We start from the raw sequence: 22074 nt of genomic DNA, 5'->3' as shown, positions 1-22074 counted from the left end.
CGCTCTTCGTTCTTTTTTCAACGTTCACTCGGCGTACCAGACGGCATAGATGTACAGTCCGATGCCGGCGAAGACGACGATCGACGACACCTGTCCGATCGCTGGTGTGGCGGTCAGCAAGAACGCAAACTGGAGGAGCCCACCCACGATGAGACAGACGGCTGCGCCCACGATCGAAGAGATACCGCGTCCGCGACCAGCCTGTACATAGAGCACTGCTCCTACGCCGACCGCGATCATGCCGAAGACGATCTCGGAGACAATCACTGCCAGTGGATCGCCTGTGAGCTGTCCGTAGACGAGCAACGCGAAGTAGAACACGATACCGAAGAAAATCAGTCGATGGGCCGACTCTGACACGTCATCAAGGCCATTCATACCCGTACTGAACGGCCCCTGCCGCTTAGCTTTCGAGGGTCTGTGTCCACTCCATCTCGAGCCCTTCGTGGACGATGAACTCGAGAGCGTTGATCAGGTAGTGGGCAACGACGACCACGAGGAAGCTCCCGGTGAGGATGAAGATGCCTGCAAGGACGAACCCGAGCGCGCCCGTGACGATGATCCCCACCGATCCCTGCATCCCGTGTCCGAGGGCGAAGGCAACCGACGAAACCACGGCAAGCAGCCACGGCGACACCCCGAAACCGGCCGAGATGACACCGATCAGCGCCGCCCGGAAGAGCAGTTCCTCGAAGACCGCGATGATGGGGAGCACGATGACCAGCAGGGCCAGCCAGCCCCGTTTCGACTCCGGTGCCAGCAGCTCTCGAAGCTGTTCGTCGTGTTCGAAGCCGAATCGAGTCGCTGCCGCGGCGCTGAGTTCGTTTGCGACGTAGAGAACGAGTCCGAAGACCGTCCCCAACACCAGGCCCTGCTCGAGGTAGGCGACGGAGAATTCGATTCCCAGCGCGTCGGCGGGAATCGCAGTGTAGATCACTGCGCCGAGCAAGACCAGCGCGAACAGTCCCTGCGAGAGCGCGACGTTTGCCAGGAGTTCGCCGGTCGATAGCGACCGGGGATCGGCGTTCGCTGGCTGGCGATGGCCGTCGTCGACTCCCGGCGTTTTCTCCGACGCCGTCCGTGAGAGACCATCGTCAGTGTCGAGAGTCGTCTCACCCTCAAGCTCAGGCCCACGGTTGTCACTCGAGTCGACGGCGTCGGTCGCTGGTTCGGGAGCGGCCGCTGGCGCGTGATTCTGTTCTGATGCCGGTTCCGGCGACGGCTCGGTCGCTGAAACGCGGCTGTCACCATCGTCGGGTGAATCGGAAAACGCAGACTGTGTCAGCTGCGATAAAACCAGTAATAACACGAGGACGACGCCTGTAATTCCGGCGAACGTCGCCCAATCAGTCATCGATCGTTACTGTGGACTCGGGTTCGACCCGCTTGCGGAGCCGACGGTGCTCTGTCCCTGATCGAACGCCGTGCCGGTGATCGACTTGAGCCGGTCGAGCAGCGAGTCCTTTTCGGGTTGGCCGATGAGGGCGACCTCGAGGACTTCGCTGATGTTCGAGCACGGGATGATCTCGATCATCTCCTCGTACTCGTCTTCGATCATCACGTCCTGTTCGTTGGCTTTCGGGATGATGACCGTCTCACAGCCGGCCTTGGCGGCGGCCTCGATCTTGTGGGTAACCCCACCGACTGGGAGCACGTCACCACGCACGGAGAGCGAGCCGGTCATGGCAATCGACTGGTCGACCGGGATATCCTCGAGCGCGGAAATCACGGCTGTTGCGACCGTAATCGAGGCGGAGTCGCCGTCGACACCACCTTCGCCAGCCTGGACGAACTGGATGTGGATGTCCTTCTCCGAGAGGTTCACGTCGGAGAACTTCTTGATGATCGCCGAAACGTTCTGGACCGACTCCTCGGCCATCTCTTTGAGCTGACCGGTCGCGATGACCTGGCCTGGCCCCTGAGCGGGAGCAATCTCTGCCATCACAGGCAGCATGATCCCGGAGTCTTCACCCATGACGGCGAGGCCGTTGACACGGCCCTCGACGCCACCGTCGGCGACCTGCAGTTCGTAGTCCTTGCGACGCTCGATGTAGTCGTCGGCGAGCTGTTGCTCGATCGACCGGGAGCGACGTTTGGCCTGCAAGACGTCCTCGCGTGTGGTGCGGTCGCGGTCTTCGGCGCGGGCGATGTCACCTGCGACACGGACCAGTCCACCGAGGCTGCGGAAGTGCAGCGTCAGGTGGTTCTTCCGGCCCGAGCGACGTTTGGCCTCGAGGAGCACTTCTTCGACGGCGTCGTCGGTGAAGTGAGGCAGACGGCCGTCTCGTTCGACCTCCTGAGCGATAAAGCGGGCGTACTTGCGCCGCATCTCGGGTGTGTCCTCGATAGTGTCTTCCATGTACACCTCGTATCCGTACCCTTTGACACGGTTGCGGAGTGCGGGGTGCATGTTCTCCATCGCGTCCAGGTTCCCTGCAGCGATCATAATGAAGTCACAGGGGACGGGTTCGGTCTGGACCATCGCACCCGAGGAGCGCTCGGATTGGCCCGTGATGGCGAACTCGCCTTCCTGAATCGCCGTCATCAGCTTCTGCTGGGTACGGACGTCGAGCGTGTTGATCTCGTCGACGAACAACACACCCTTGTTGGATTTGTGGATCGAGCCGGGCTCGACACGGTCGTGGCTCGGCGTCTCCATCCCACCGGACTGGAACGGGTCGTGACGGACGTCGCCCAGCAGCGCGCCGGCGTGGGCACCGGTTGCGTCCTCGAACGGCGCGGTGCGCTGGTTGCCGTTGTTGACGATCATGTTGGGCACCATCGCGTCGGTGCCACGGGAGGTGTAGCGGAAGATCAGCCAGACGATCCCTGCCGCGAGGATGCCAAGCAGAATGCTGGCGGGACTGAGAATCGCATAGCCGATGATGATCGCAATGATGACCCACATCAGGATCGAGCGCATCTGGTTGCGCTTTCGGGCTTCCTCTTTGTGGGCGTCGATGATCTGTTCGCCCTTGCCTGCGGGGACGGTACGGACTTTCGGCGCGTTGCCGTCGTCTGGGTTGTGATACACCAGAACGTCCTGCAGATCCTCTTTTGGAAGCAGCTGACTCATCGCCTTCGCCAGCATCGACTTGCCGGTCCCCGGCGAGCCGATCATCATGACGTGGCGACGCTGTTTGGCTGCTTTGATGATGATATCTCGTGCCTCGTCCTGGCCGATGACCTGGTCGACGAGTCGGTCGGGAACTTCGATATCTTCCGTGGAGTCGATTTTGAGGCCGCCCAGAAGGTCGTCTTCAGCGATCTCCTCGTCTATTTCGACTCCTGGGTCGACCTCGACCGTGCTCCCCAGATCGTCAACGGTCTCGATATCGTCGTCCGCCTCGGTCGACTCGGGTTCGAACTCGTCGATCGGGTCGTCGAACTCGTCACCGTCGTCGACACCGCCGACGTCGTCGCCTTGGCCACCGCCCTCTTCGGGCGGTGTCCGGTCTCCCTGACGCGCTGGCTCTTGGTCCTGAGACTGTGCCTGCTCCTCCTCAGGCCCAGCGCCAGTGGCGTCTTCGGGAGGGTCGTCAACGTTCGTATCGTTACTCATAGAACTCTGTTCAGTATCTGGTCCGAAGGGATTGCCACTGATATACTTTCTCCATGCGGAGGATCGTGACAGTGGCTGAAACCGGGGACACAGCGCTCGAAACGAGTGATTGGCGATCTGGACCATTGGTTTCATCCGATACGATAATCGGCAAAATATGTAACAAAGTTGTGTACAGTCACACACACGACTCACATGCCAAGAGCGGTCACCTGACCACGAACTCGCCACTCTTATACGCGCTGCGCGAGCAGTTCACAGCATGAGTCGGGGGTTCTACATTGGCCGCTTTCAGCCCTTTCACAACGGCCATCTCAGTATGGTCGAGCAGATCGCTGAGGACGTCGACGAACTCGTTCTTGGGATCGGGAGCGCAGACGATTCACACACGGTTCGAAACCCGTTTACAGCCGGTGAGCGGATCATGATGCTCACGAAGTCACTCGTCGACCACGATCTCGTGACGTACGCGGTCCCGATCGAAGACTTAGAGCGAAACTCCGTCTGGGTGAGCCATATCCAGAGTATGAGCCCGGACTTCGACGTTGCCTACTCGAACAACCCGCTCGTCATCCAGCTCTTTCGGGAGGCCGAGATCGAGATCCGACAGTCGCCGATGTTCAACCGCGATGTTCTTGAAGGCAGTGAGGTCCGCGAGCGGATGATCAACGACGGCGATTGGGAGACGCTGGTTCCTGAAGCCGTCGTCAACGTCGTCGACGAGATCGACGGCATCGAACGGATTCAGATGATCAGCGGCTCGGATTCTGACCGCAACTGAGACGTCGGTTCTCGAGTCTGATCACAAGCCGCATCCACTTTGAGCGATCGGGCTGTAGTTCCGTCCATGATTACGCTCGCGTCGGACTTCGGAACGCCGTACCCTGCGGCGATGAAAGGCGTGCTCTGTCAGCGAACGACTGCGAAACTGATCGACGTCGCTCACGACTTTCCCCGGCAGGACGTTCGAGCAGCCGCGTTCTGGCTCCGAGAGGTGTTGCCGTACTTCCCACCAGCGACACATCTCGTCGTGATCGACCCCGGTGTCGGCACCGACCGTCACGCACTGGTCGTTCGTGCCGGCGAGCACACGCTCGTCGGTCCCGACAACGGCGTCCTGATCCCCGTTGCGAAACGACTCGCCGGCGATGGCGCGTTCGACACCTATACGATCGACGAGACGCGCCTCGAGTCGGTCACTCCCACCGGGAACGGAGCCGCTGCCTCGAGCGGGCGGGCGACTGCACAGGCTCCAAGTCGCGACGGGCCAGCGAGCAATACGTTCCACGGCCGGGACGTCTTTGCACCCGCTGCGGCGGCCGTCCACGAGATCGACCGCGACACGTTTGCCGACCTCGAGTGGCTCACACCGCTCGAGACGTCGCCCGTTGCGCTCGAACTACCCGAGGCAGCGCTCGAGAACGAGCGTGCACATGGTGAGGTGTTGGTCGTCGACGACTTTGGGAACGTTATTACGAACGTGCCCGGTGACTTTCTCGCGGGCCACGATCGGATCGCCGCGAACGGCACCGTCGTCCCGGTTGGCGAGACGTTTGCCGCTGTCTCGCCCGGTGAGCGACTCGCAACCGTCGGGAGCCACGGTTACGTCGAACTCGACGTCAATCAAGGCCGGGGTGAGGCGGCGTTCGGCCTCGAGGCGGGTGAGCAACTCGTCCTTGAGGCGGTCGGTGAGGAGTGATTACGGATGAACTCGCCCGCCGTCGCTGCGGTCCGGATCGATCACGACCTCACCATCGGCGTACACCGTCACGAGACACTCGTTGAACGGAAACGTGATCGAGCCGTCGCTGGCTCGTGTGTCGTCTTCGTACCAGTTGACGACGATTGCGTTCAGCGCATCGGGATCGACACACGCCGACAGTGACTCGAGATCGTCAGGCTCGGTCCCGACTACCGATGAGACGGCCATGAGTACCGTCATACTCACCGGCTCGTAATCGGTATCGTTACACTGCGTATGATATGTCCCGTGGCACTCTCTGTAAGTGAGTGGCCACTCGGTAGTGTCGTCGACCGGTGGAAGTCGATCTCGAGTTGTTTTGGACATGATACAACACCGGATACAATACGTTAACACTTAACAGTGATGGACCGATGACTTTCTCTGTTGCTAACCAGCGAAAAAAAGACGAGTGTGGCGTTATTCGGCGGCGATGACGTCGTCGATGCGGACGATCATCGTCGCGGCTTCGGTCGCGCTCTCGATGGCTTCGCGTTTGACGTCTGCAGGGTCGACGACGCCGTGTTCGAAGGGATCATCGATGGTGACGTCCTCGCCGGTCGTGATCAGCCCGGCTCGACCCTCGGACTCGTGGGCGGCACGAAGGTCCACGAGTGCGTCGATTGGGTCCTGGCCGGTGTTGGCGGCGAGCGTTCGGGGAACGATGTCGATCGCGTCGGCGAAGGCCGTCACAGCGAGCTGTTTGCGGCCCTCAATGCCGGCGGCTTCCTCGCGGATCTTGTCTGCGATCGCGATCTCGGTTGCCCCAGCGCCGGGGACGACCTCGCCCGAGGCGAGCGCCGTTGCGACGACGTCGAGTGCGTCACCGATGGCGCGCTCGAGTTCGTCGACGACGTGTTCGGTGCCACCGCGAACGAAGACGGTGACGGTCTCGGCGGCTGCGCCGCCCTCGATGAACGCGAGATCGTCGTCGCCGAAGTTCTCGGCTCGGATGCGATCGGCTGCACCGAAGTCGGCCTCCTCGAGGTCCTCGAGGGCACCGACGCGGCGTGCGCCCGTTGCGGAGACGATGTCTCGGGCGTCGCTGTTGCCGACGTTTTCGAAGACGAGAATGCCTTCACTGGCGAGATACGAGGAGACGCGGTCGTCGACGTCATCGGTGGTGATGACGACGTCAGCACCGCTCTCGGCGACGTCTTCGGCGTAGCCCCGAACCTCGCTCTCCTCGGCGTCGATCGCCGTGTTGAGCTGGTCGATCGAGTCGATGGCGTACTCGGCGTCGATGTCGCCCGTGCGAACGCCGAGTTCGACGTCAAGAACGGCGATCGAAGCGTCTTCGACCTCACGAGGCATGCTGTTGTGGGCTGGTTCCTCGTCAAGGACGATTCCGGGGACGAGCTCCGTTGCGTTCGAGGAGGCGCCGATCTGGGTGTGAACCGTAACGTTGTCGCGGGCGACACCATCGTCGGTTTCGACGTGACGGATCGCCTCGACGACGGTTTCGGCGAGCGATTCGGCGGTGAGGCCACCGGTTCCCTTGCCGGTCATGCTCGATTCGCCGACCTGTTTCAGGATTTCGTCGTCGACGTCGGCCTCGTTGACCTGCTCGGTGATCGCTTCGAGGGCGATCTCTGAGGCTTCGTGATAGCCCTCGACGATCGTCGTTGCATGGACGTCCTGTTCGATGAGGTCTTCGGCCTCACCGAGGAGGTTGCCGGCGATGACGGCCGCCGTCGTCGTGCCGTCTCCGACTTCCTCTTCCTGGGATTCGGAGACTTCGACGATCATCTGGGCTGCGGGGTGTTCGATATCCATCTCGTTGAGAATGGTTGCCCCGTCGTTGGTGATAACGACCTCTCCACCGGAGTCGACGAGCATTTTGTCCATCCCGCGTGGCCCGAGTGTCGTCCGTACCGCTTCGGCAACGGCCTTGCCGGCCATAATGTTCGACGACTGGGCGTCGCGACCCTGCGTTCGCTGACTATCCTCGCTCATAATGAACATAGGCTGTCCGCCCATGCGTCGCTGTTGTGCCATAGTTGAATCCTCACTAACTATGTCGTCAGCACTTCTATATAAGTCTTTTGCAACCACCCTCGTCACGTCTGGCGATTGCGCCCCCTCGAGAGACCGACGCCGTTATTCCGTTGTGTCTCGGTACGCCGTGGAGTCACAAAGTATATACCGCACTTATTATCTCATTACTGTATGGTTCGGTATCCTGATGGGCGCTGTCCTGACTGTGGGGAACGATTGTTCGCGCGGATCGACGGCTCCGTGCGCTGTTCAAACTGCGTATTGCGTTTTGGGCCAGACAGACACACGTCACTTTCCGACGATTGTCATCCATAAGAACGTATCGGCTATCCGTCAGTGAACCCTGTCGACCACCCGCTGGTCAGTACGCTCTCGTTCCACTCAACAGGAGACTGTCGGAGAACACGATTCATACTGGCTGTTGTAACTATACACCGGTGAGCAACGAAACGGGGGTGTTGCTCACCAGTCCGAGACTACACCAATCGCTATCGTCTGCGCTGCTGTACCGGTGCAACCGCGACCGCCCTGCGGTCACGTCGGCACTGACAGACAGGAGTCTATCCCACACGCCGCTACAGTAACCAGCCATCATTGCAGGCGAACATGCCGTGAGCTGCGGTAGTGACCGCTCGAGACAGTCTCAGCCGATATACCGCAGGTCGTCGTCCGTCGGCACGTCCATCTGCTGTTGTTGTTCCATCTCCTGGATCTTGCCCATGACCTCTTCCATCTCGTCGGCGCGCTCGTCCAGCGACTCGTAGTCGAGTTCGAATCCGAGCACGTCCTCGAGCACCTCGAGCACTGCGCGAGCGCTTTTGGGGTCGACCAGATAGCCGCTGGTCTCACCCATCAGACAGGCCGCGTCGAACCCGCGGCGTTCGCCTAGACCAAGCATCAGCCCCGAGACGCCGACGATACCGCCTGCTGGCTCGTCGTCCCGGAACTCGACGCCGACGTCCTCGAGGTTCTCGAGCAGCGAGTCGTCACTGACAGCGCCGATGACGGCGTACTCGTCGATGAGCTCGCCGGTTGGGACGCCACCGAGTGCGTACACCTCGGCTGCACCGAACTCCTCGGCGATGTCGAGGAACGCATCGGTCAGCACGTAGTGGCCCTCGTTGGTCTGGGCCTGGTGGTCACCAGTCAGCAAGAGCAGATCACGGCCGTCGGGAACAGAGACGGCGTACAGTTCCGCACAGGTAAGCGACGAGACGCCGTCCTCGACGGTCACCTGTGGTGGGAACTCCGTGGAGTAGATGCGCCGCACGAGCGTACTCTCTGCCTCGAGTTCCTCGAGCAGGTGCTCGACGGCGAGACTTCCGACATGTCCGACACCAGGCAGCCCCTCGACGAGGACGGGGTCGGTGACGTCGACCTCGGCAACTACGTCGATCTCGAGTTCGTCCATACCATATCAGCGATTGCGACGTTTAAGAGCGCGTCGGTACTCGCCGTAGGGGTCGTTCGGATCGAACGGGGCCGGGGCGCTGTTTTCCGTCGCGCTGTTGCACTCCGGACACGTCTCAGAAAGGGTGTACACCGGGCGGTCGTGGACCTCGCGCCACGCCGAACACACCCGGATATCCGACTTCATGCGTTATTCGTCGTCCGTCCGTCGCTCGCGGTGGTACTCGCCCATGCCGCCCTGGTCCTCGATCGCTGCGACCGCGCGTCGGGCGCTTTCCTCGAGTTGGGATTCAGCGGTTTTGTAGTTGGGCGCTTTCCTCGAGTTGGGATTCAGCGGTTTTGTAGTTGGGCGCTTTCACTTTGATTCGGTACTCGGGGGCTCCGACGTAGCTGACCTCAAGGTCGACCTCTTCTGGCACCTCGCCGTTGCCTTCGGCAGCCGACAGCGCTTTGCGGATGCCGTCGACGCCGCTTGGCGATGCGTTCTCTAAGTCGACGTAGCCGGTGACGTTGACGTACGGCACCGAGACGTTCTCACGGGCAGTCTCGACGAGCGATTCGATCTCGTCGTCCGAGAGATTCGTCTCCTCGAGAGCCGCTTCGCCGTGAATCGCCGCCTGCTTGAACCCTTCATAGAGGCTTCCCTGGGCGCCGATCAGTTCGTTGGCGACCGCGGTATAGGACTCGTCATCGACGTCCTCGCCGAGTGCGAGGGCCATCCAGTTGTCTGCTTTCTGCTCGTTTTTCCACTCCTGAATCTTATCCGAGCGCTGGTGGTCGTTGACGTCTTTGAGCGAGAGATCGATCTGCTCGTGGGACTCGTCGACATCGAGGACTTTGCAGACGACGATCTGTCCCTCGCGGACGTGATCGCGGACGTTTTTGATCCAGCCGCTTGCGACCTCTGAGATGTGGATCAAACCGCGTTTGTCTCGGTATTCCTCGAGATCGACGAAGACACCGAAGTCCTCGATTTCGTCGATCTTGCCGACGACGAGTTCGCCGGGATCTGGCCAGCCGCTGTATTTCATCGTGACTCGACTGTTTCGAGGATCTCGTGGTCGATCTCGGCTTTGCCGCCGGCTGGTCGCGCAAGCGTCGTGCCACAGACGGCACAGGCGACCTCCGTAGAGGCTTTACCGAAGACGGTCTGTTCGTTTTCACAATCACTGCATCGAACGCTGTAGAAATTTCCTGCCATTGTAATCACTCCTGGAACTTGAGTCGGCCGGCGCGCCATCCCTCACGGAGGTGGGCCTTCCCACACTCGCTGCATCGGTATTTGAGGTTGGTCTTCTTGGTTGGCTTTTCGCCACCAGGAACCTTCGAGAAGCGACCGGAGTTACCGATGGACGCACTGTTGCGCCGCGTTCGGCGAGCGTCCCACTTCATACCGGATGAGCGGCCCGATCGGGCCTTCTCGGCTTCGTGCTCGTGATGTGCGTCACAGTGCGGACAGTACGTATTGAATCGGCGTGGCATCTCCATGGTTATCTCACTTGGCGTGGGCTAAGACAGCGCTGTTTAAAACCCGTTTGGTTCGTCGTCGGCCCCTGTGTCGTGTTGGAACACGCCTACCGTGTCCATCCCTTCGAAGCGTTTAATCGTTTCTCGTGTGAACCAGTACCCATGAAGCAGGTCATCATCCACGGCGATCCCGGAATTCGAAAAGGGGCCATCATCGACTACGACGGCGAGGAACTGGTCTGTTTTGGCATTAACCGAAACGGTGAGTGGCATGGTCCCGAGACTGTTCAGCTGTGGTGTACCGTTGGGACCGAAGACGAGTACGACGACTACGAGAAACGAAACTACATACCCCACTTCCTCGATATCGACCGTGTCGATGCCGATGCTGTCGACGTCGTGCGGCCGAAAGGCGACCTCGCACTCTGAGTCGACGTTTCCCCTCCTCGAGCGACCTTCGCCGTGCTGAGCGCCGTTCTTCGTGACGTTCCAGTTAGTTACGCGGGCCAGATCAGTCGACTTTCTCCTCTCGCGTACGCCCGCGCGCTCGAGAGTCATACACCCACGGATGGCATGCCCCATCGCACTCCACGAACTCGAGGCGAGAAATCGACCTGACAGTGACTCGAGGATGATCGATTCCGTGCGCGGACCGCAAAACGGATACGGGCGCCGAAGCCAGTACCGAACGAGACTGTCGACCGACACGACCAGTCCATCGATCGCGAACGTCGATGAAAGACGAGTATCGTAGCTAGTTTCCCGTCCACCCCGCACAGACCGACCCTGTGCCGGTGTGGACTCGTGTCAGGTGTTCCGACAACGGCATGGACGAATCAACGATGATGAGTAATTCACTTTCCGAGGCTGTCCGGAGACGAGTTCGTGCATTACTCTCGACTGCACGGTTCAGTCAGTTCGTTGGCGTCGGTGTGGCCGGTGCAGCTGTCGACAATGTTGCGCTCCTCTTGCTAGTCGAGTTGACTGCACTCGGCCCAGTCGCCGCGAAGGTGCTCAGCTGGGAGCTGTCGATCATGGTTATCTTTGCGATCAACGAACGGTGGACGTTCGCGGAGTACGGTGCAATGACGCCACGTGCGCTCGGAAGACGGTTTGTGCGCTCGAACGCAGTCCGGTTTGCCGGTTTTTTGGTGACACTGTCCGTACTTGCGATACTCGTCGGCTGGTTCGACGTCTGGTATCTAACAGCGAATCTGATCGGAATCGGAATCGGGTTCTTCGTCAACTACACCTGTGAGAGCCTCTTCACATGGAAGGTCCATCGCGACTAACGATAGAAACCCCCATACGGGAACCGAATCACAACCCTTAATTAGTGCACTCCGTTATAATGTGATAGCGGGATGGGATAGCCAGGAGATTCCGGCGGGCTCATAACCCGCAGACCGGTAGTTCAAATCTACCTCCCGCTACTTTTCAGGGATTCAACGATAAACAAAGTGACGAGCGAGTCTTGAATCTATTCCCATTACGTTTCGACGCAGCGATGACTGTTGTGTGTATTGTCTCCCTCAAAAATACCGTCGAGCGAACTATAGTAACAACTGAAACGGTTCACACTCACACTGGTAACTGTCTTAGGCTGGCTGAATCTGAACTGTCGTCTCGCCGTAGAGTCCCTTTTGATCAGCATCCGAAACATTGAGTCGGGCACCAATCGTGTACGTACCCGGATCGACCGGTTCCCACTCGCGCTCGGAAACACGAAACGACTGATCCCACTGCTTGTGGAACTGTTTTCGCTCGCCACGGGCGAATACGAACGCACCTGATTCTGCAGGTGGCGTCCGGAGTGAGACGTGCGATGCTTCGGAGACACCACTGATATCCCACATCCAAAGTACGGGTGAGTTCGTTTGAATCGTGACCGGAACGGGCAACGAGTTTTTCATCGTCACGGTAAATGGAACAGGAGTTCCGGCAGGATACTCCGTTCGTGGTGTCGTGACGGTAATCGAAAGCGCCCGATAGCAGAGCCACGTCGGCAACAGATGCCGACTGAGGGTGGTGCTATTGACCCACCGGAGCGCCTGAATCCGAGCTGAACGATCTGTTGTCGTCGGTGTTTGTGGATCGTCATCACGACGGAGAGCGTTCGAGTCGTAAATCCGACGCATTGGTACTCGCTGGATGCACACGAATTAAAACGTTCGGATAACCGTAATGCTGGGCTGTTCGGAGTGGATGCAATCCAAGCTGTGTGACACGGCGACAGGATCAGTTGAAATGAGTTACATACCGATCGTGCCTGCCGCCGCACAACCGGATGTCCAGTGACGGACAGTGGCTACGCTAATCATCCACGACGGCGTCGGTAGCGTTCCCGACCTGTAACTGGCACCCATCGTATCGCTCGTCGTGGAGCAGACACGAAATTCGGTGGGTGTCGCCGGTCTGGACGTGATTTGGATGGTGACCCTCACAGGGCGACGCAAACGCTTCTTCGAGGCGTTCCTGTGCGCTCGCGATATTTCCTGCGTGAAGATCGCCGATCGCCTGTGAAAGAACGGCTTCGGCGTCCGGATCAGAGAGCTCCGGGGGAATATCAAACTCAGTTCGGAGTCTCTCATCGAGTGTGCTTCTAGCGCATTCACCCAGGTCGGTTCGGCTTGTCTGTCCAGCACCGTCTCCAGCGGCTGTTGCAATCGATGTGAGTGTTTCGGACTCCAGAACACGGCGTTTGAAATCCACAATCGATCGCCAGATGGATTGCTCGAGGTCGAGCGTCGCTGGCTTGATGATGCGAGGACACCGTGTGTGGAATCGACAGCCGGATGGTGGATCCAGCGGTGATGGGACGGTTCCCGGGAGGAAAATCTGTTCACCCTCCCAGAGGGGGTCGGGCTCTGGAATCGCTGACAGCAGCGCTTCGGTGTACGGATGATATGGTGGTGAAAAGATTTCTTCAGTCGAACCAACCTCTGCGAACTCGCCGAGATACATCACGGCAATCCGGTCGGAAATGTGCTCGACGACGCTCAGATCGTGGGCGATAAAAATATACGAGAGTCCAAACTCCTCCTGAAGCTCCTCGAGGAGATTCAGGATCTGGGCTTGCACGCTGACGTCGAGTGCACTCACCGGTTCGTCACAGATGATGATCTCCGGATCGACTGCCAGCGCTCGTGCGATCCCGATCCGCTGGCGCTGACCGCCAGAGAACTCGTGCGGATATCGGTGGGTGTGGCGTGGATTCAGGCCGACGGTCTCTAACAGTTCGTAGATACGTTCAGTTCGCTCGGCACCCGTTACGATCCCGTGAATGTCGAGAGGTTCACCGATGATGTCCCCGACAGTCAATCGCGGGTTCAGACTCGAGAACGGGTCCTGAAAAATATACTGCAGGTCAGTCCGGAGGTCACGCAGCTTTCGATCGGAGACGGCTGTCAGATCGATTTCGCGACGGGGCGACGGGGCATCGACAGCTTCGTCGACACGTTCTCGGTAGTACACCGAGCCGTCGGTCGGCTCGACCAGCCTGAGCAGTGTCCTCGCGAGTGTACTCTTTCCGCAGCCGCTCTCTCCGACAACACCGAGCGTCTCCCCCTCGTAGAGTTCGAGGTCGATCCCGTCGACGGCTTTGACGTCCTGTGATCGTCCCAGCAAGCGCTCGAGAAACCCGCCACTCGAGTCGTAGTACTTTTTCAGATTCTCGGCTCGAAGCAGTGGGTCAGCAGTCATCGTGATCACCGTCGGTGCTCGAGCGGTCCGTCTCGGCCACCGACCCAGATTCGGGGGCGGCTTCGACACGCTCGTCAGTCGTCGACTCACGCACCTGGACTTCATAATCGAGACCGGCGTTCAACTCGCCTGTATACTCGAGACAGGCGGCTATGTGTTCGGCGTCGGTCGTTGGTTCCGATCCAGTTTCAGGGTCGACCAGGGCAGGTTCGGTTCTGGTACAAGCCTTCTCCGCGTACGGACATCGTGGATGGAAGGGACAACCGGATGGGAGGTCGATGAGATCAGGCATCGTTCCGGGAATGGTCTGGAGTCGGTCTCGATCATCGCCGATGCGTGGGATCGAACTCATGAGCCCGACTGTGTAGGGGTGTTTCGGGTCATAGTAGAGCTCTTTAACAGGAGCTTTCTCAACCGGCCTTCCTGCATACATCACCATGACACGATCACAGATATTGGCGACGACGCCGAGATCGTGCGTGATGAGCTGGACCGCCGTATCGAACTCCGCGGCAAGTGACTCGATCTCCGCGAGGATTTTCGCCTCGGTCGTCACGTCAACTGCCGTCGTCGGCTCGTCACAGATGAGCAGATCCGGATCACACGACAGTGCCATCGCGATGATTGCTCGCTGTTGCATCCCGCCAGAGAATTCGTGCGGATAGTCCGAGTATCGTGTTGGGGCGTCTGGAATACCGACCGTATCGAGCAACTGGATGGTCCGCTCTTTCGCGTCCGCCTTCCCGTAGTCGAGATGATGTCTGATCATCTCGGCGATCTGCTCGCCGACGGGATACACGGGGTTGAGTGCCGTCTGAGCGTCCTGGAAGACCATCGAAATTTCGTTGCCACGGATCGACCGGATCTCCGCTTCGCTCATCTCGAGGATGTTTTCACCTTTGAACAGGATCTCTCCGCTCTCGATATGCCCTGGACGTTCGATGAGTCTCATTACTGAGAGTGCAGTAACACTCTTCCCAGCACCACTCTCACCGACGACGCCAAACGTGTCACCGCGTTCGATGCTGAAACTGAGGTCGTTGACGGCATTGACAACCCCTTCTTCAGTGTAGAACTTGACCGTGAGATCGGTTACCTCGAGTAACGTCATTCGTGTTCACCTCCACCGATGCCGGGCTCCTGTGCATCGAGTGCGTCGTTGACGCCATCGCCAATCATGTTCATCGACAGCACAAACAGGAAAATCGCTGCGCCGGGGAACACCGTGATCCACCAGCGAACGTCACCGCCGGGTCCGGGGATAATCGCATCACGCCCGTTCTCGAGCATGGTTCCCCACTCAGCTGTCTCAGCAGACATGCCGAGCCCGAGGAATCCGAGTGCTGCAACACCGATGACGACGGTGCCGATGTTGAGCGTGCCGTAGACGATCAACGGCGGCATCGCGTTCGGCACGATATGTCTGAAGATCACTGACCGGTCGCGAGCGCCGAGTGCTTTTGCGGCCAGCACGTACTCGTTTTCTTTGAGTTTCAGGACTTCACCACGGATGAGTCGAGCGTACGTGGCCCAACTGACGAACGTAAACGCAGCCACGAGCTGCCAGTAGCCACCACCGAACATCGAGACGATGATCAGCGCGAGGATGAGACTCGGAAACGCCAGAACCATATCAACGATCCGCATCAAGACTTCGTCGAGCCATCCGCCGTAGTATCCCGATATCGATCCGTAGACGAGCCCGATCGTTCCGGTGAGGGCAACGACGATAAAGCCGATGGAGATACTGTACCGGCCACCGGCAAGGACGCGTGAGAACACGTCACGTCCCGAGCCATCGATTCCCATTGGGTGTGACCAGGAAGGGGGATCGTTCCGGGAGACATCGGACTCGAGCCAGAGAATATCGGTCGAGGAGTATGGCGCAATCGAGAACGGTTGAATCGTTATAGTCAGTACCTCGATCGGACGGGCGAAGATCGCGAGCAATGACATCGCCGCGACGATCGCAACGCCGATCAGTGCTGTTCGGTTTCGTTTAAATCGGTTCCACGCCCGCGTCCACCGTCCGACGGTTTCACCGTCGGTCTCTTCGCACCAATCTGATGACTGGTCACGGTTTTCGGCGTGTTCGGCGTCGAACCCAGTGATCTGTATCCGTCCGCGCTCAGTCGTTGGTTTAGTCATATCTGATCCTTGGATCGAGGACGGCGTATAAGATGTCTGCAACCAGGTTCGCCAGAACGATGAACACACCGACAAACAGCGTAATCGCCATGATGAGGTTGATTTCGTTGCCGTGGATCGCCTGAATGAGTTCGCGGCCGAGCCCCGGCCAGGCGAACACGACCTCGACGACGACCGAACCGGCGACGATACCGGCGGTGAGGGTCGCTGCAAGCGTCACGACCGAGATCAGTGAATTCCGGAGGACGTGTTTGAGGATAATCCGTTGCTCTGGAAGCCCTTTGGCTCGAGCGGCCATGACGTACTCCTTGTTCAACTCCTCGGCCATCGACGTTCGCAGCACCCGCATGATCGACGCCGCAGCGGCGGTCCCGATCGTTACGCCGGGTAGTATCAGATGCCACAGCATCTCAGGATGGTACAGTGGTTGTCGTGGTGGTGTCACGTCCCACCAGCCGAGCCACAGCGAGCCGACGAGGATGAGCATGAGACCGAGCCAGAAGTTGGGGATCGAAATCCCGGACAGTGCGACAAATCGACTGGCTGTGTCGCCAAGCTGATCTTTCTTCACTGCCGCATAAATTCCGGTTGGAATCGCGATGACGAGGGCGAACACCCAGCCGAACAGTCCAAGTGCGACCGTTTCGGGAAGCCGAGACGTAATGACGCCGGCGGCAGTCTGATTGCTTCCGTAGACGTCACCGAAATTTCCTGCCAAGACGTTTCCAATCCACGTTGTGTACTGTTCCCAAACCGGACCGTCAAGCCCGTATTGGGCCCGAATCTGGGCTTCCTCGGCCCGCGAGACGTTGGGGTTTTGTGCGACCATCTGGCTGATCGCATCACCCGGCGTCAGATGGACGAGTGCGAACGTGATCACCGAGACCCCAAAGAGAATGGGAACGGTCATCAGCAGCCGTTTGAGTATAAAACGTCGGAGGCTCATTGTAAATCTAAAACCCGATGTTCGTTTCGAGCTAAACACCGTCGGCCCATTCAAATGTTGGACTCGTAGCCGTGGTCGGCGATGACTTCTTCGATCAGTTCGACCGCACGCTCCGTATCGAACTCGTTTTGCGGGCGAATGTCCGACTCGAGTGCGTCGTAATCTGCGGTACCGAGTCCTTTTGCGAGTTCCGGAACCATCGTCCACGCCGGCTCACCCCAGCCGTCGAGAATCTCGTCGACGATCTGTTGACGGGGAACCAGGTGGTTGACGGCCTTTCGAAGTCGAGGATCGTCCCACGGCTCTATCTGAACGGGGTACTGGAAGTAATTGTAGCCACCACTTCCGATCGAATCGACAACGTACTCCTCGTCCGAGTCGTACTCGTTGAGCGTATCCGACACCAGATTGTATGTGGCGTCGATTTCGTCCTTTTGCAGTGCAGCACTTCGCGTGGAGTCTTCCGTGATGATATGCAGATCGATTTCGTCGACCACAGGGCCTGCGGGGAAATCAGTTGGTCCGTCGTACCACTCGAGTGCGTCGAGTCCCTGCTGTTCGAGCCAGTAGTTGTCGTTTTTCGTCGCGATGAAGTACTCCTCGTCCTCGAACTCGTCGTAGATGTACGGACCAGTGCCGACCGGTTCGACGCCGTCTCCGAGTGGGTCGATTCCGTCGGGACCGAGCTGTGCCTGCTCTGTCGAGTGGATGTAGGCCCCGGGGAGTTCTCGCTCAGCTTCGGCATCCGGAATCTGAGCGTACAGATCGACGGTGTACTCGTCGACTGCTCGTGCGTGTAGCAGCGAGTCGAAGGTCTGTGCCGCCAGATCGGAGTTTTCATACCGCTCAACGGAGAGGACGACGTTCTCCGCGGTCAGCTCCTCTCCATCGTGGAACTCGACACCTTCCTGGAGGTGGTACCGCCACTGCATTCCAAAGACATCGTCGTCGACCGCTTTGGATGCGCCATCGGGCGTCAGAGCCCGAACGTCGTCGTCTGCAGTCCGGCTGTCGTCGGGGTGGACCATGATCGTTTGAACTGGGTCGTCGCTATCGTACTCGAGGACGCCGTTGTCGTTTGCTGAGACGGTGATCATGTAGTCCTCGTACGCCTCGCGAGTGATGTCCTGTGTCTCCAGAACTTCGTAGCGCTTGGCCAGCCATGGGTAGACGTTCCCCTCCGTATCCGATGTGACCAGTTGCTCGAATATGAGGTTCTGTGCCATCATCGCCGTCGTATCAGTACTGTACGGTGGATCCAGCGAAGCAATGTTGGCTGCGACACCGTATCTCAGCGTGCCACCCGTTTGGATATCGGAGAGATCGGTTTCGTCGGGCGTCACTTCGCCGCGGTCGATCCACGTGACTTGCTGGTCGACCGGCGCGTGAAGCGCGTAGCTCAACGTGGTCTCAGAAAACGGGAACGGTGCGAAGCCGTGTACATCGGTGTTTCTGACGTACTCGTCAGTCGCGAAATGGACGAGCGAACTGCCTCGGTAGTCGGCCAGTTCGTGCCAGATTTCGTCGTATCGCTCTCGCCGCAGATCCGGGTCTTCTGCGACATCGAGACCGAATCGAGCGTGCTCGATCATCCGGTCGAGTTCCTCGTATCCGAGCCCGTTTACATTACAGCACTGACCCTGGTTCGATGTCCCGTGAAGCGCGTCGCAGAAGCTCTCTGGATTGAACGTTCCCGATAATCTGACAAACGGAATATTTCCTCTATCTGCATATCCTGGATCAAGTACCCGACCGATGTGATCATCGAACGAGTGCGTCTCTATGTCGACGCTGAAATAGCCAGTCTCTTCCATCACCTGCCCAATAAGCTGCGTGAGCTCGTGACGGTCGGTGTTGTCTGCATCAACCTCGAGCTGGACGTCAAGTGGGAAGGCAATGTCATCGGTCTCGTTCCCTCCAAGACAGCCTGCAATGCTGATCGCGCCTGCGGCGCCGAGGCCCTGAAGGAGACGACGTCGATCGACAGTCAATCTATTATGATTGTCAGCCTTACCCATGAAAATGTATCTGAGATTGGACCATATATATGTACTGTTCCCCTCCAAGCAATAATTTCTCCCTCTAACAAACCGTCATCCTATCCATTATGTATTCGGTCTTTTGTCGCATTACTACACATATGTGGTATCTGAAGGGAGTAGGATTCAGTGAATAGTAAACAAGTTTACTTAGATGCGTCTGATAATCGGACTACCTAATACACTGAATTATATCTCCCCGAGTGTCACTTTACTGTTCGTCAAGGTGATATAAATAACGTCACTCGTGTTGTTCGATAGATGTACAATCCGTTTAGCGCAACTACCGCTAGTCGTCGCCGTCTTCGTCGATAATAACGACCTCGCCGTCGATGACATCGACGTTGATGAGCGTCTTGATGTCGTAGCCGGCGTCTGCGGCTTTGTTCTCGCCGCCGACTTTCTTGATGACCGCAACCGTATCGATGACTTCGGCACCGATCTCGTCGAGTGCCTCGAGGACCGACGCGAGCGTGCCGCCAGTCGAGAGGACGTCGTCGAGCACCAGCACGCGCTCGCCCTCGCGGACGTCATTGATGTACATCTCGTTCTCGGAATAGCCTGTTTTCTGGGCGATCTCGACTTCCCCGTCGAGGCCGTACTGGCGTTTTCGGATGACCGTCAGCGGGATGTCGGTCATCAGCGAGACGGCAGTCGAGATGTGAATCCCCATCGCTGCGGGCGTGACGATCCGATCGACGTTTTCGAGTTCCGCCTTGCGGATGATCCGAATGACGATCTCGCGAAGCAAGCCCGGATCGAGCTTTGGGAGTCCGTCGCTGATCGGATGAACGAAGTAGTGATACCCATCTTTCTCGATAATCGGCGCCTCGAGAAGCGACCGCTTCAACTGATCCATGTCGTGGGTCTGGCGCTAACCGAGTAAAAGTTGACGATCCGACCGAGGCATGACACTGTCGAACATCGGTCAGTGACTCAGTCTGACCGAGTGGTCGATCGACAGGTGTCACTCGATCTGGGACACGATTCGTGGCCCCATCGTCCGGGTTTCGCGTGCGCGACTGAAATCAGTCATCAGTCGTCACGACCGTAGCTGAGTTCTGGTGGCTGCTCACCGTGGCCCAGTCGCATATTCCGCTCGTGGTAGATGTGTGCGACGGCGGTCATGGTAACCGTCGCGGCGATGATTCCTGCCCATCCCAGTTCCGAGAGCATGGTCAACGGATAAATCCCCATCCACAGCGCGGCGACCAGCGCACAGCTGATCGCTCCAAGCGAGAGATACAGTTCCCGCCAGGCGAACTCGTGGCCGGGAACGATCTCGAGATAGATGCTGAGATCTTTCGTTCGCTCGGTCGCCTGGATAACGCCATCGTCGGAGTCGAACACGAGGATCCCGGACTGATCCATCTTCGGAAGATGGGTCTGTTGGAGCGTCGTGTAGACGCGTTTTCGCTGTTCTGGTGTCACCTGCTCGAGTGTCGTTTCGTACTCCCAGGCGGCGACCTGCTGGGCGAGGTCGCCGAGTTCGACGGGACGGTTGTCCTGTTTCAGATACTGGAGGACATAGCGCCGTCGCTGGTTGCGCAAGACTTCGAAGATTTCGCCTTTCGAGAGAGTACCATGATCGTCTGGCTCGGCAGCCCGTTGTTTTTGTTGTTGAGCCACGACGGATCACCTCGAGACAGTGGTCGAAGTCGATTCATCGGTGAGATCTATTGCTGGATCTGTAACTACAGAGACATCCCCAATTGAAACCGGTCGCATACCTGTTAATTCGTCCGAGGAACGCCTCCTATATAACATCCCTGTCGGGATTATCAGTCCGGATACTCGGCCTTACTCGTCGCCGACGATGGCGGCAATGGAGTCGGCGATTTCGCCGCCCAGTCCCGCTTTTGTTCCCTCGTAGCGAGCCACGTCTCGCTCGTGGACGAACAGCGCCTTCGTTGCATCTGCACCCATCACGCTCGCGTCGTTGGCGACGACAAACGCCAACCCCGCACGCGACAGCGTCTGGCGTGCCTGCTCGATCATCGCCGCCTCGTCGCCCGACGTTTCGGCTTTGAAGCCGACGATCGGCAACTTGGGGTGGTCGGCGCGGAGCTCGTCGATGAGCTTCGGTGTCGGCTCGAGGTCGAGCGTGAGTTCTTGGCCCGAACGGATCTTTTCGTCGCTTTCCTCGACCGTGTAGTCGCCGATGGCAGCCGCCGACACCAGTGTGTCCGCATCTGCACAGGCCTCTCGGGTCGCCTCGAGCATCTCGGCGGCGCTCTCGACGGATCGAACCGTCGCGTAGGGTATCTCGCCGCCGGGATGGATGCCGTCTCGCGTCACTGGCTGTGGGCCGACGACACCGTGGACCAGCGTCACGTCGGCTCCGCGAGCGTAGCACGCTTTCCCAACGGCGCGGCCCATCTTGCCCGACGAGCGGTTCGTCAGTACCCGGACGGGGTCGACCGCCTCGCTCGTCGCGCCGGTCGTGATGACGATCTGTTTGCCCGCGAGCGATCGCTCGCCGGCCGCTCGAGCGACATCACAGACGATCGCCTCTTCGCTTGCGATCTTGGCTTTCCCCTCCTCGATGCGCGGGTCGACGAACTCGACGCCCCAGCCGGCGACGGTGTCGATGGCCTCGAGGACGCCGGGATGGTCGTACATCGGTTCGTGCATCGCGGGCGCAATGACGACTGGCGTGTCAGCACCGAGTGCAGTCGTCGCGGTCGTCGTGACGGGGGTGTCGTCGACGGCACCGGCAATCTTGCCGACGGTGTTTGCCGTGGCGGGTGCGATCAGGAAGACGTCCGCCCAGCCGTCGTACCCGCAGAGTTCGACGTGTTCGACGCGGCCCGTGATCTCGGTGACAACGTCGTTTTCGGTCGCGAACTCGACGGCCCACGGGTGGATGATTCCCTGTGCGCTGCCGGTCATCACGCCTCGAACGGTGGCCCCCTGTCGTCGCAACTCGTGGGCCAGTTCGACCGTCTTGACGGCGGCGATCGATCCCGTCACCCCGAGCGCAACGTTGACTCCCTCGAGCATTCGTCTCGTACTCTCGCTTGCGTTGTGTTAAGCGTAGCGAGGGCGTACCGTGGGGAGA

Annotated in this window: 22 protein-coding genes, 1 tRNA gene and 1 pseudogene; 5 read left to right on the top strand and 19 right to left on the bottom strand. The window is 59.1% G+C overall.

Translation table 11 applies throughout. From position 1 onward, the window contains the following. Positions 1–24 precede the first annotated feature (24 nt). Genes ACERJA_RS03565 through lonB form a run of 3 tightly spaced genes read right to left on the bottom strand, consistent with a single transcriptional unit; the run spans position 25 to position 3562 of the window. A complete protein-coding gene (locus ACERJA_RS03565) occupies positions 25–378 on the bottom strand; it encodes a hypothetical protein (protein ID WP_373606900.1) in 354 nt (117 codons plus the stop codon). Positions 379–403: 25 nt separating this feature from the next. Further along, entirely contained in the window at positions 404–1354 is a 951-nt protein-coding gene (locus ACERJA_RS03560; protein ID WP_373606899.1) for a lysostaphin resistance A-like protein, read from the bottom strand. 6 nt (positions 1355–1360) lie between these two features. After that, positions 1361–3562, bottom strand: a complete 2202-nt coding sequence (gene lonB, locus ACERJA_RS03555; protein ID WP_373606898.1) for an ATP-dependent protease LonB — start codon at positions 3560–3562, stop codon at positions 1361–1363. A 262-nt stretch (positions 3563–3824) separates the two neighbouring features. On the opposite strand from lonB, the gene ACERJA_RS03550 reads away from it, so the two are divergent. Together ACERJA_RS03550 and ACERJA_RS03545 are read left to right on the top strand one after the other, a co-directional pair. Further along, on the top strand, positions 3825–4343 hold the full coding sequence (locus tag ACERJA_RS03550; protein ID WP_373606897.1) for a nicotinamide-nucleotide adenylyltransferase: 519 nt from the start codon (positions 3825–3827) through the stop codon (positions 4341–4343). A 66-nt stretch (positions 4344–4409) separates the two neighbouring features. Continuing rightward, positions 4410–5261 carry an S-adenosyl-l-methionine hydroxide adenosyltransferase family protein gene (locus tag ACERJA_RS03545; RefSeq protein WP_373606896.1) on the top strand — a complete coding sequence of 284 codons (852 nt, stop codon included), beginning with the start codon at positions 4410–4412 and terminating at the stop codon, positions 5259–5261. On the opposite strand, the gene ACERJA_RS03540 is transcribed toward ACERJA_RS03545, so the two are convergent. The 7 genes and pseudogenes from ACERJA_RS03540 to ACERJA_RS03510 all read right to left on the bottom strand — a co-directional run bounded on the left by ACERJA_RS03540 (position 5262) and on the right by ACERJA_RS03510 (position 10199). After that, positions 5262–5630: a HalOD1 output domain-containing protein gene (locus tag ACERJA_RS03540; RefSeq protein ID WP_373606895.1), complete on the bottom strand. Its 369-nt coding sequence runs from the start codon at positions 5628–5630 to the stop codon at positions 5262–5264. Between the two features lie 93 nt (positions 5631–5723). Continuing rightward, positions 5724–7268 carry a thermosome subunit alpha gene (gene thsA / locus ACERJA_RS03535; RefSeq protein ID WP_373607448.1) on the bottom strand — a complete coding sequence of 515 codons (1545 nt, stop codon included), beginning with the start codon at positions 7266–7268 and terminating at the stop codon, positions 5724–5726. 676 nt (positions 7269–7944) lie between these two features. Continuing rightward, on the bottom strand, positions 7945–8712 hold the full coding sequence (locus ACERJA_RS03530) for a proteasome assembly chaperone family protein (protein WP_373606894.1): 768 nt from the start codon (positions 8710–8712) through the stop codon (positions 7945–7947). 6 nt (positions 8713–8718) lie between these two features. After that, positions 8719–8898: an RNA-protein complex protein Nop10 gene (locus ACERJA_RS03525; protein WP_006066593.1), complete on the bottom strand. Its 180-nt coding sequence runs from the start codon at positions 8896–8898 to the stop codon at positions 8719–8721. Between the two features lie 3 nt (positions 8899–8901). Continuing rightward, positions 8902–9742: pseudogene (locus tag ACERJA_RS03520) on the bottom strand (translation initiation factor IF-2 subunit alpha). Then, entirely contained in the window at positions 9739–9912 is a 174-nt protein-coding gene (locus ACERJA_RS03515) for a 30S ribosomal protein S27e (RefSeq protein WP_006066595.1), read from the bottom strand. Before ACERJA_RS03515 ends, ACERJA_RS03520 begins: the two are co-directional and overlap by 4 nt. Positions 9913–9917: 5 nt before the next feature. Then, positions 9918–10199, bottom strand: coding sequence for a 50S ribosomal protein L44e (locus ACERJA_RS03510; protein WP_006066596.1), 282 nt, complete (start codon positions 10197–10199; stop codon positions 9918–9920). Positions 10200–10340: 141 nt separating this feature from the next. Here ACERJA_RS03510 and ACERJA_RS03505 point away from each other — a divergent pair, with 141 nt between their 5' ends. From ACERJA_RS03505 to ACERJA_RS03495, 3 genes are all read left to right on the top strand, one after another. Beyond that, positions 10341–10607 (top strand): HAH_0734 family protein, encoded by a 267-nt coding sequence (locus tag ACERJA_RS03505; protein ID WP_373606893.1) that lies wholly within the window; start codon positions 10341–10343, stop codon positions 10605–10607. Between the two features lie 416 nt (positions 10608–11023). Beyond that, a complete protein-coding gene (locus ACERJA_RS03500) occupies positions 11024–11470 on the top strand; it encodes a GtrA family protein (RefSeq protein ID WP_373606892.1) in 447 nt (148 codons plus the stop codon). A 66-nt stretch (positions 11471–11536) separates the two neighbouring features. Beyond that, positions 11537–11611 (top strand) — tRNA-Met (locus ACERJA_RS03495). A gap of 165 nt (positions 11612–11776) precedes the next feature. Here the strand turns inward: ACERJA_RS03495 and ACERJA_RS03490 are convergent. The 9 genes from ACERJA_RS03490 to coaBC form a co-directional block, all read right to left on the bottom strand. Further along, positions 11777–12316 carry a hypothetical protein gene (locus tag ACERJA_RS03490; RefSeq protein ID WP_373606891.1) on the bottom strand — a complete coding sequence of 180 codons (540 nt, stop codon included), beginning with the start codon at positions 12314–12316 and terminating at the stop codon, positions 11777–11779. 175 nt (positions 12317–12491) lie between these two features. Continuing rightward, positions 12492–13880, bottom strand: coding sequence for an ABC transporter ATP-binding protein (locus ACERJA_RS03485; protein ID WP_373606890.1), 1389 nt, complete (start codon positions 13878–13880; stop codon positions 12492–12494). Continuing rightward, positions 13870–14991 (bottom strand): ABC transporter ATP-binding protein, encoded by a 1122-nt coding sequence (locus ACERJA_RS03480; RefSeq protein ID WP_373606889.1) that lies wholly within the window; start codon positions 14989–14991, stop codon positions 13870–13872. The genes ACERJA_RS03485 and ACERJA_RS03480 overlap by 11 nt, the downstream gene beginning before the upstream one ends. Continuing rightward, a complete protein-coding gene (locus ACERJA_RS03475; protein WP_373606888.1) occupies positions 14988–16028 on the bottom strand; it encodes an ABC transporter permease in 1041 nt (346 codons plus the stop codon). The genes ACERJA_RS03480 and ACERJA_RS03475 overlap by 4 nt, the downstream gene beginning before the upstream one ends. After that, positions 16021–16974 (bottom strand): ABC transporter permease, encoded by a 954-nt coding sequence (locus ACERJA_RS03470; RefSeq protein WP_373606887.1) that lies wholly within the window; start codon positions 16972–16974, stop codon positions 16021–16023. Before ACERJA_RS03470 ends, ACERJA_RS03475 begins: the two co-directional genes overlap by 8 nt. Positions 16975–17024: 50 nt before the next feature. Continuing rightward, positions 17025–18992, bottom strand: coding sequence for an ABC transporter substrate-binding protein (locus ACERJA_RS03465; RefSeq protein WP_373606886.1), 1968 nt, complete (start codon positions 18990–18992; stop codon positions 17025–17027). Between the two features lie 310 nt (positions 18993–19302). Continuing rightward, positions 19303–19872 carry a hypoxanthine/guanine phosphoribosyltransferase gene (gene hpt / locus ACERJA_RS03460; protein WP_006066605.1) on the bottom strand — a complete coding sequence of 190 codons (570 nt, stop codon included), beginning with the start codon at positions 19870–19872 and terminating at the stop codon, positions 19303–19305. Between the two features lie 176 nt (positions 19873–20048). Continuing rightward, entirely contained in the window at positions 20049–20642 is a 594-nt protein-coding gene (locus tag ACERJA_RS03455) for a hypothetical protein (RefSeq protein WP_373606885.1), read from the bottom strand. A gap of 171 nt (positions 20643–20813) precedes the next feature. Then, positions 20814–22016 carry a bifunctional phosphopantothenoylcysteine decarboxylase/phosphopantothenate--cysteine ligase CoaBC gene (gene coaBC, locus ACERJA_RS03450; protein ID WP_373606884.1) on the bottom strand — a complete coding sequence of 401 codons (1203 nt, stop codon included), beginning with the start codon at positions 22014–22016 and terminating at the stop codon, positions 20814–20816. Positions 22017–22074 lie beyond the last annotated feature (58 nt).

This window comes from Natronorubrum sp. A-ect3 (assembly GCF_041821125.1).
In the GTDB taxonomy this organism is placed as follows: domain Archaea; phylum Halobacteriota; class Halobacteria; order Halobacteriales; family Natrialbaceae; genus Natronorubrum; species Natronorubrum bangense.
The sequence above is the reverse complement of the archived record's forward strand: the minus strand, read 5'-3'. Positions and strand labels throughout refer to the sequence as shown.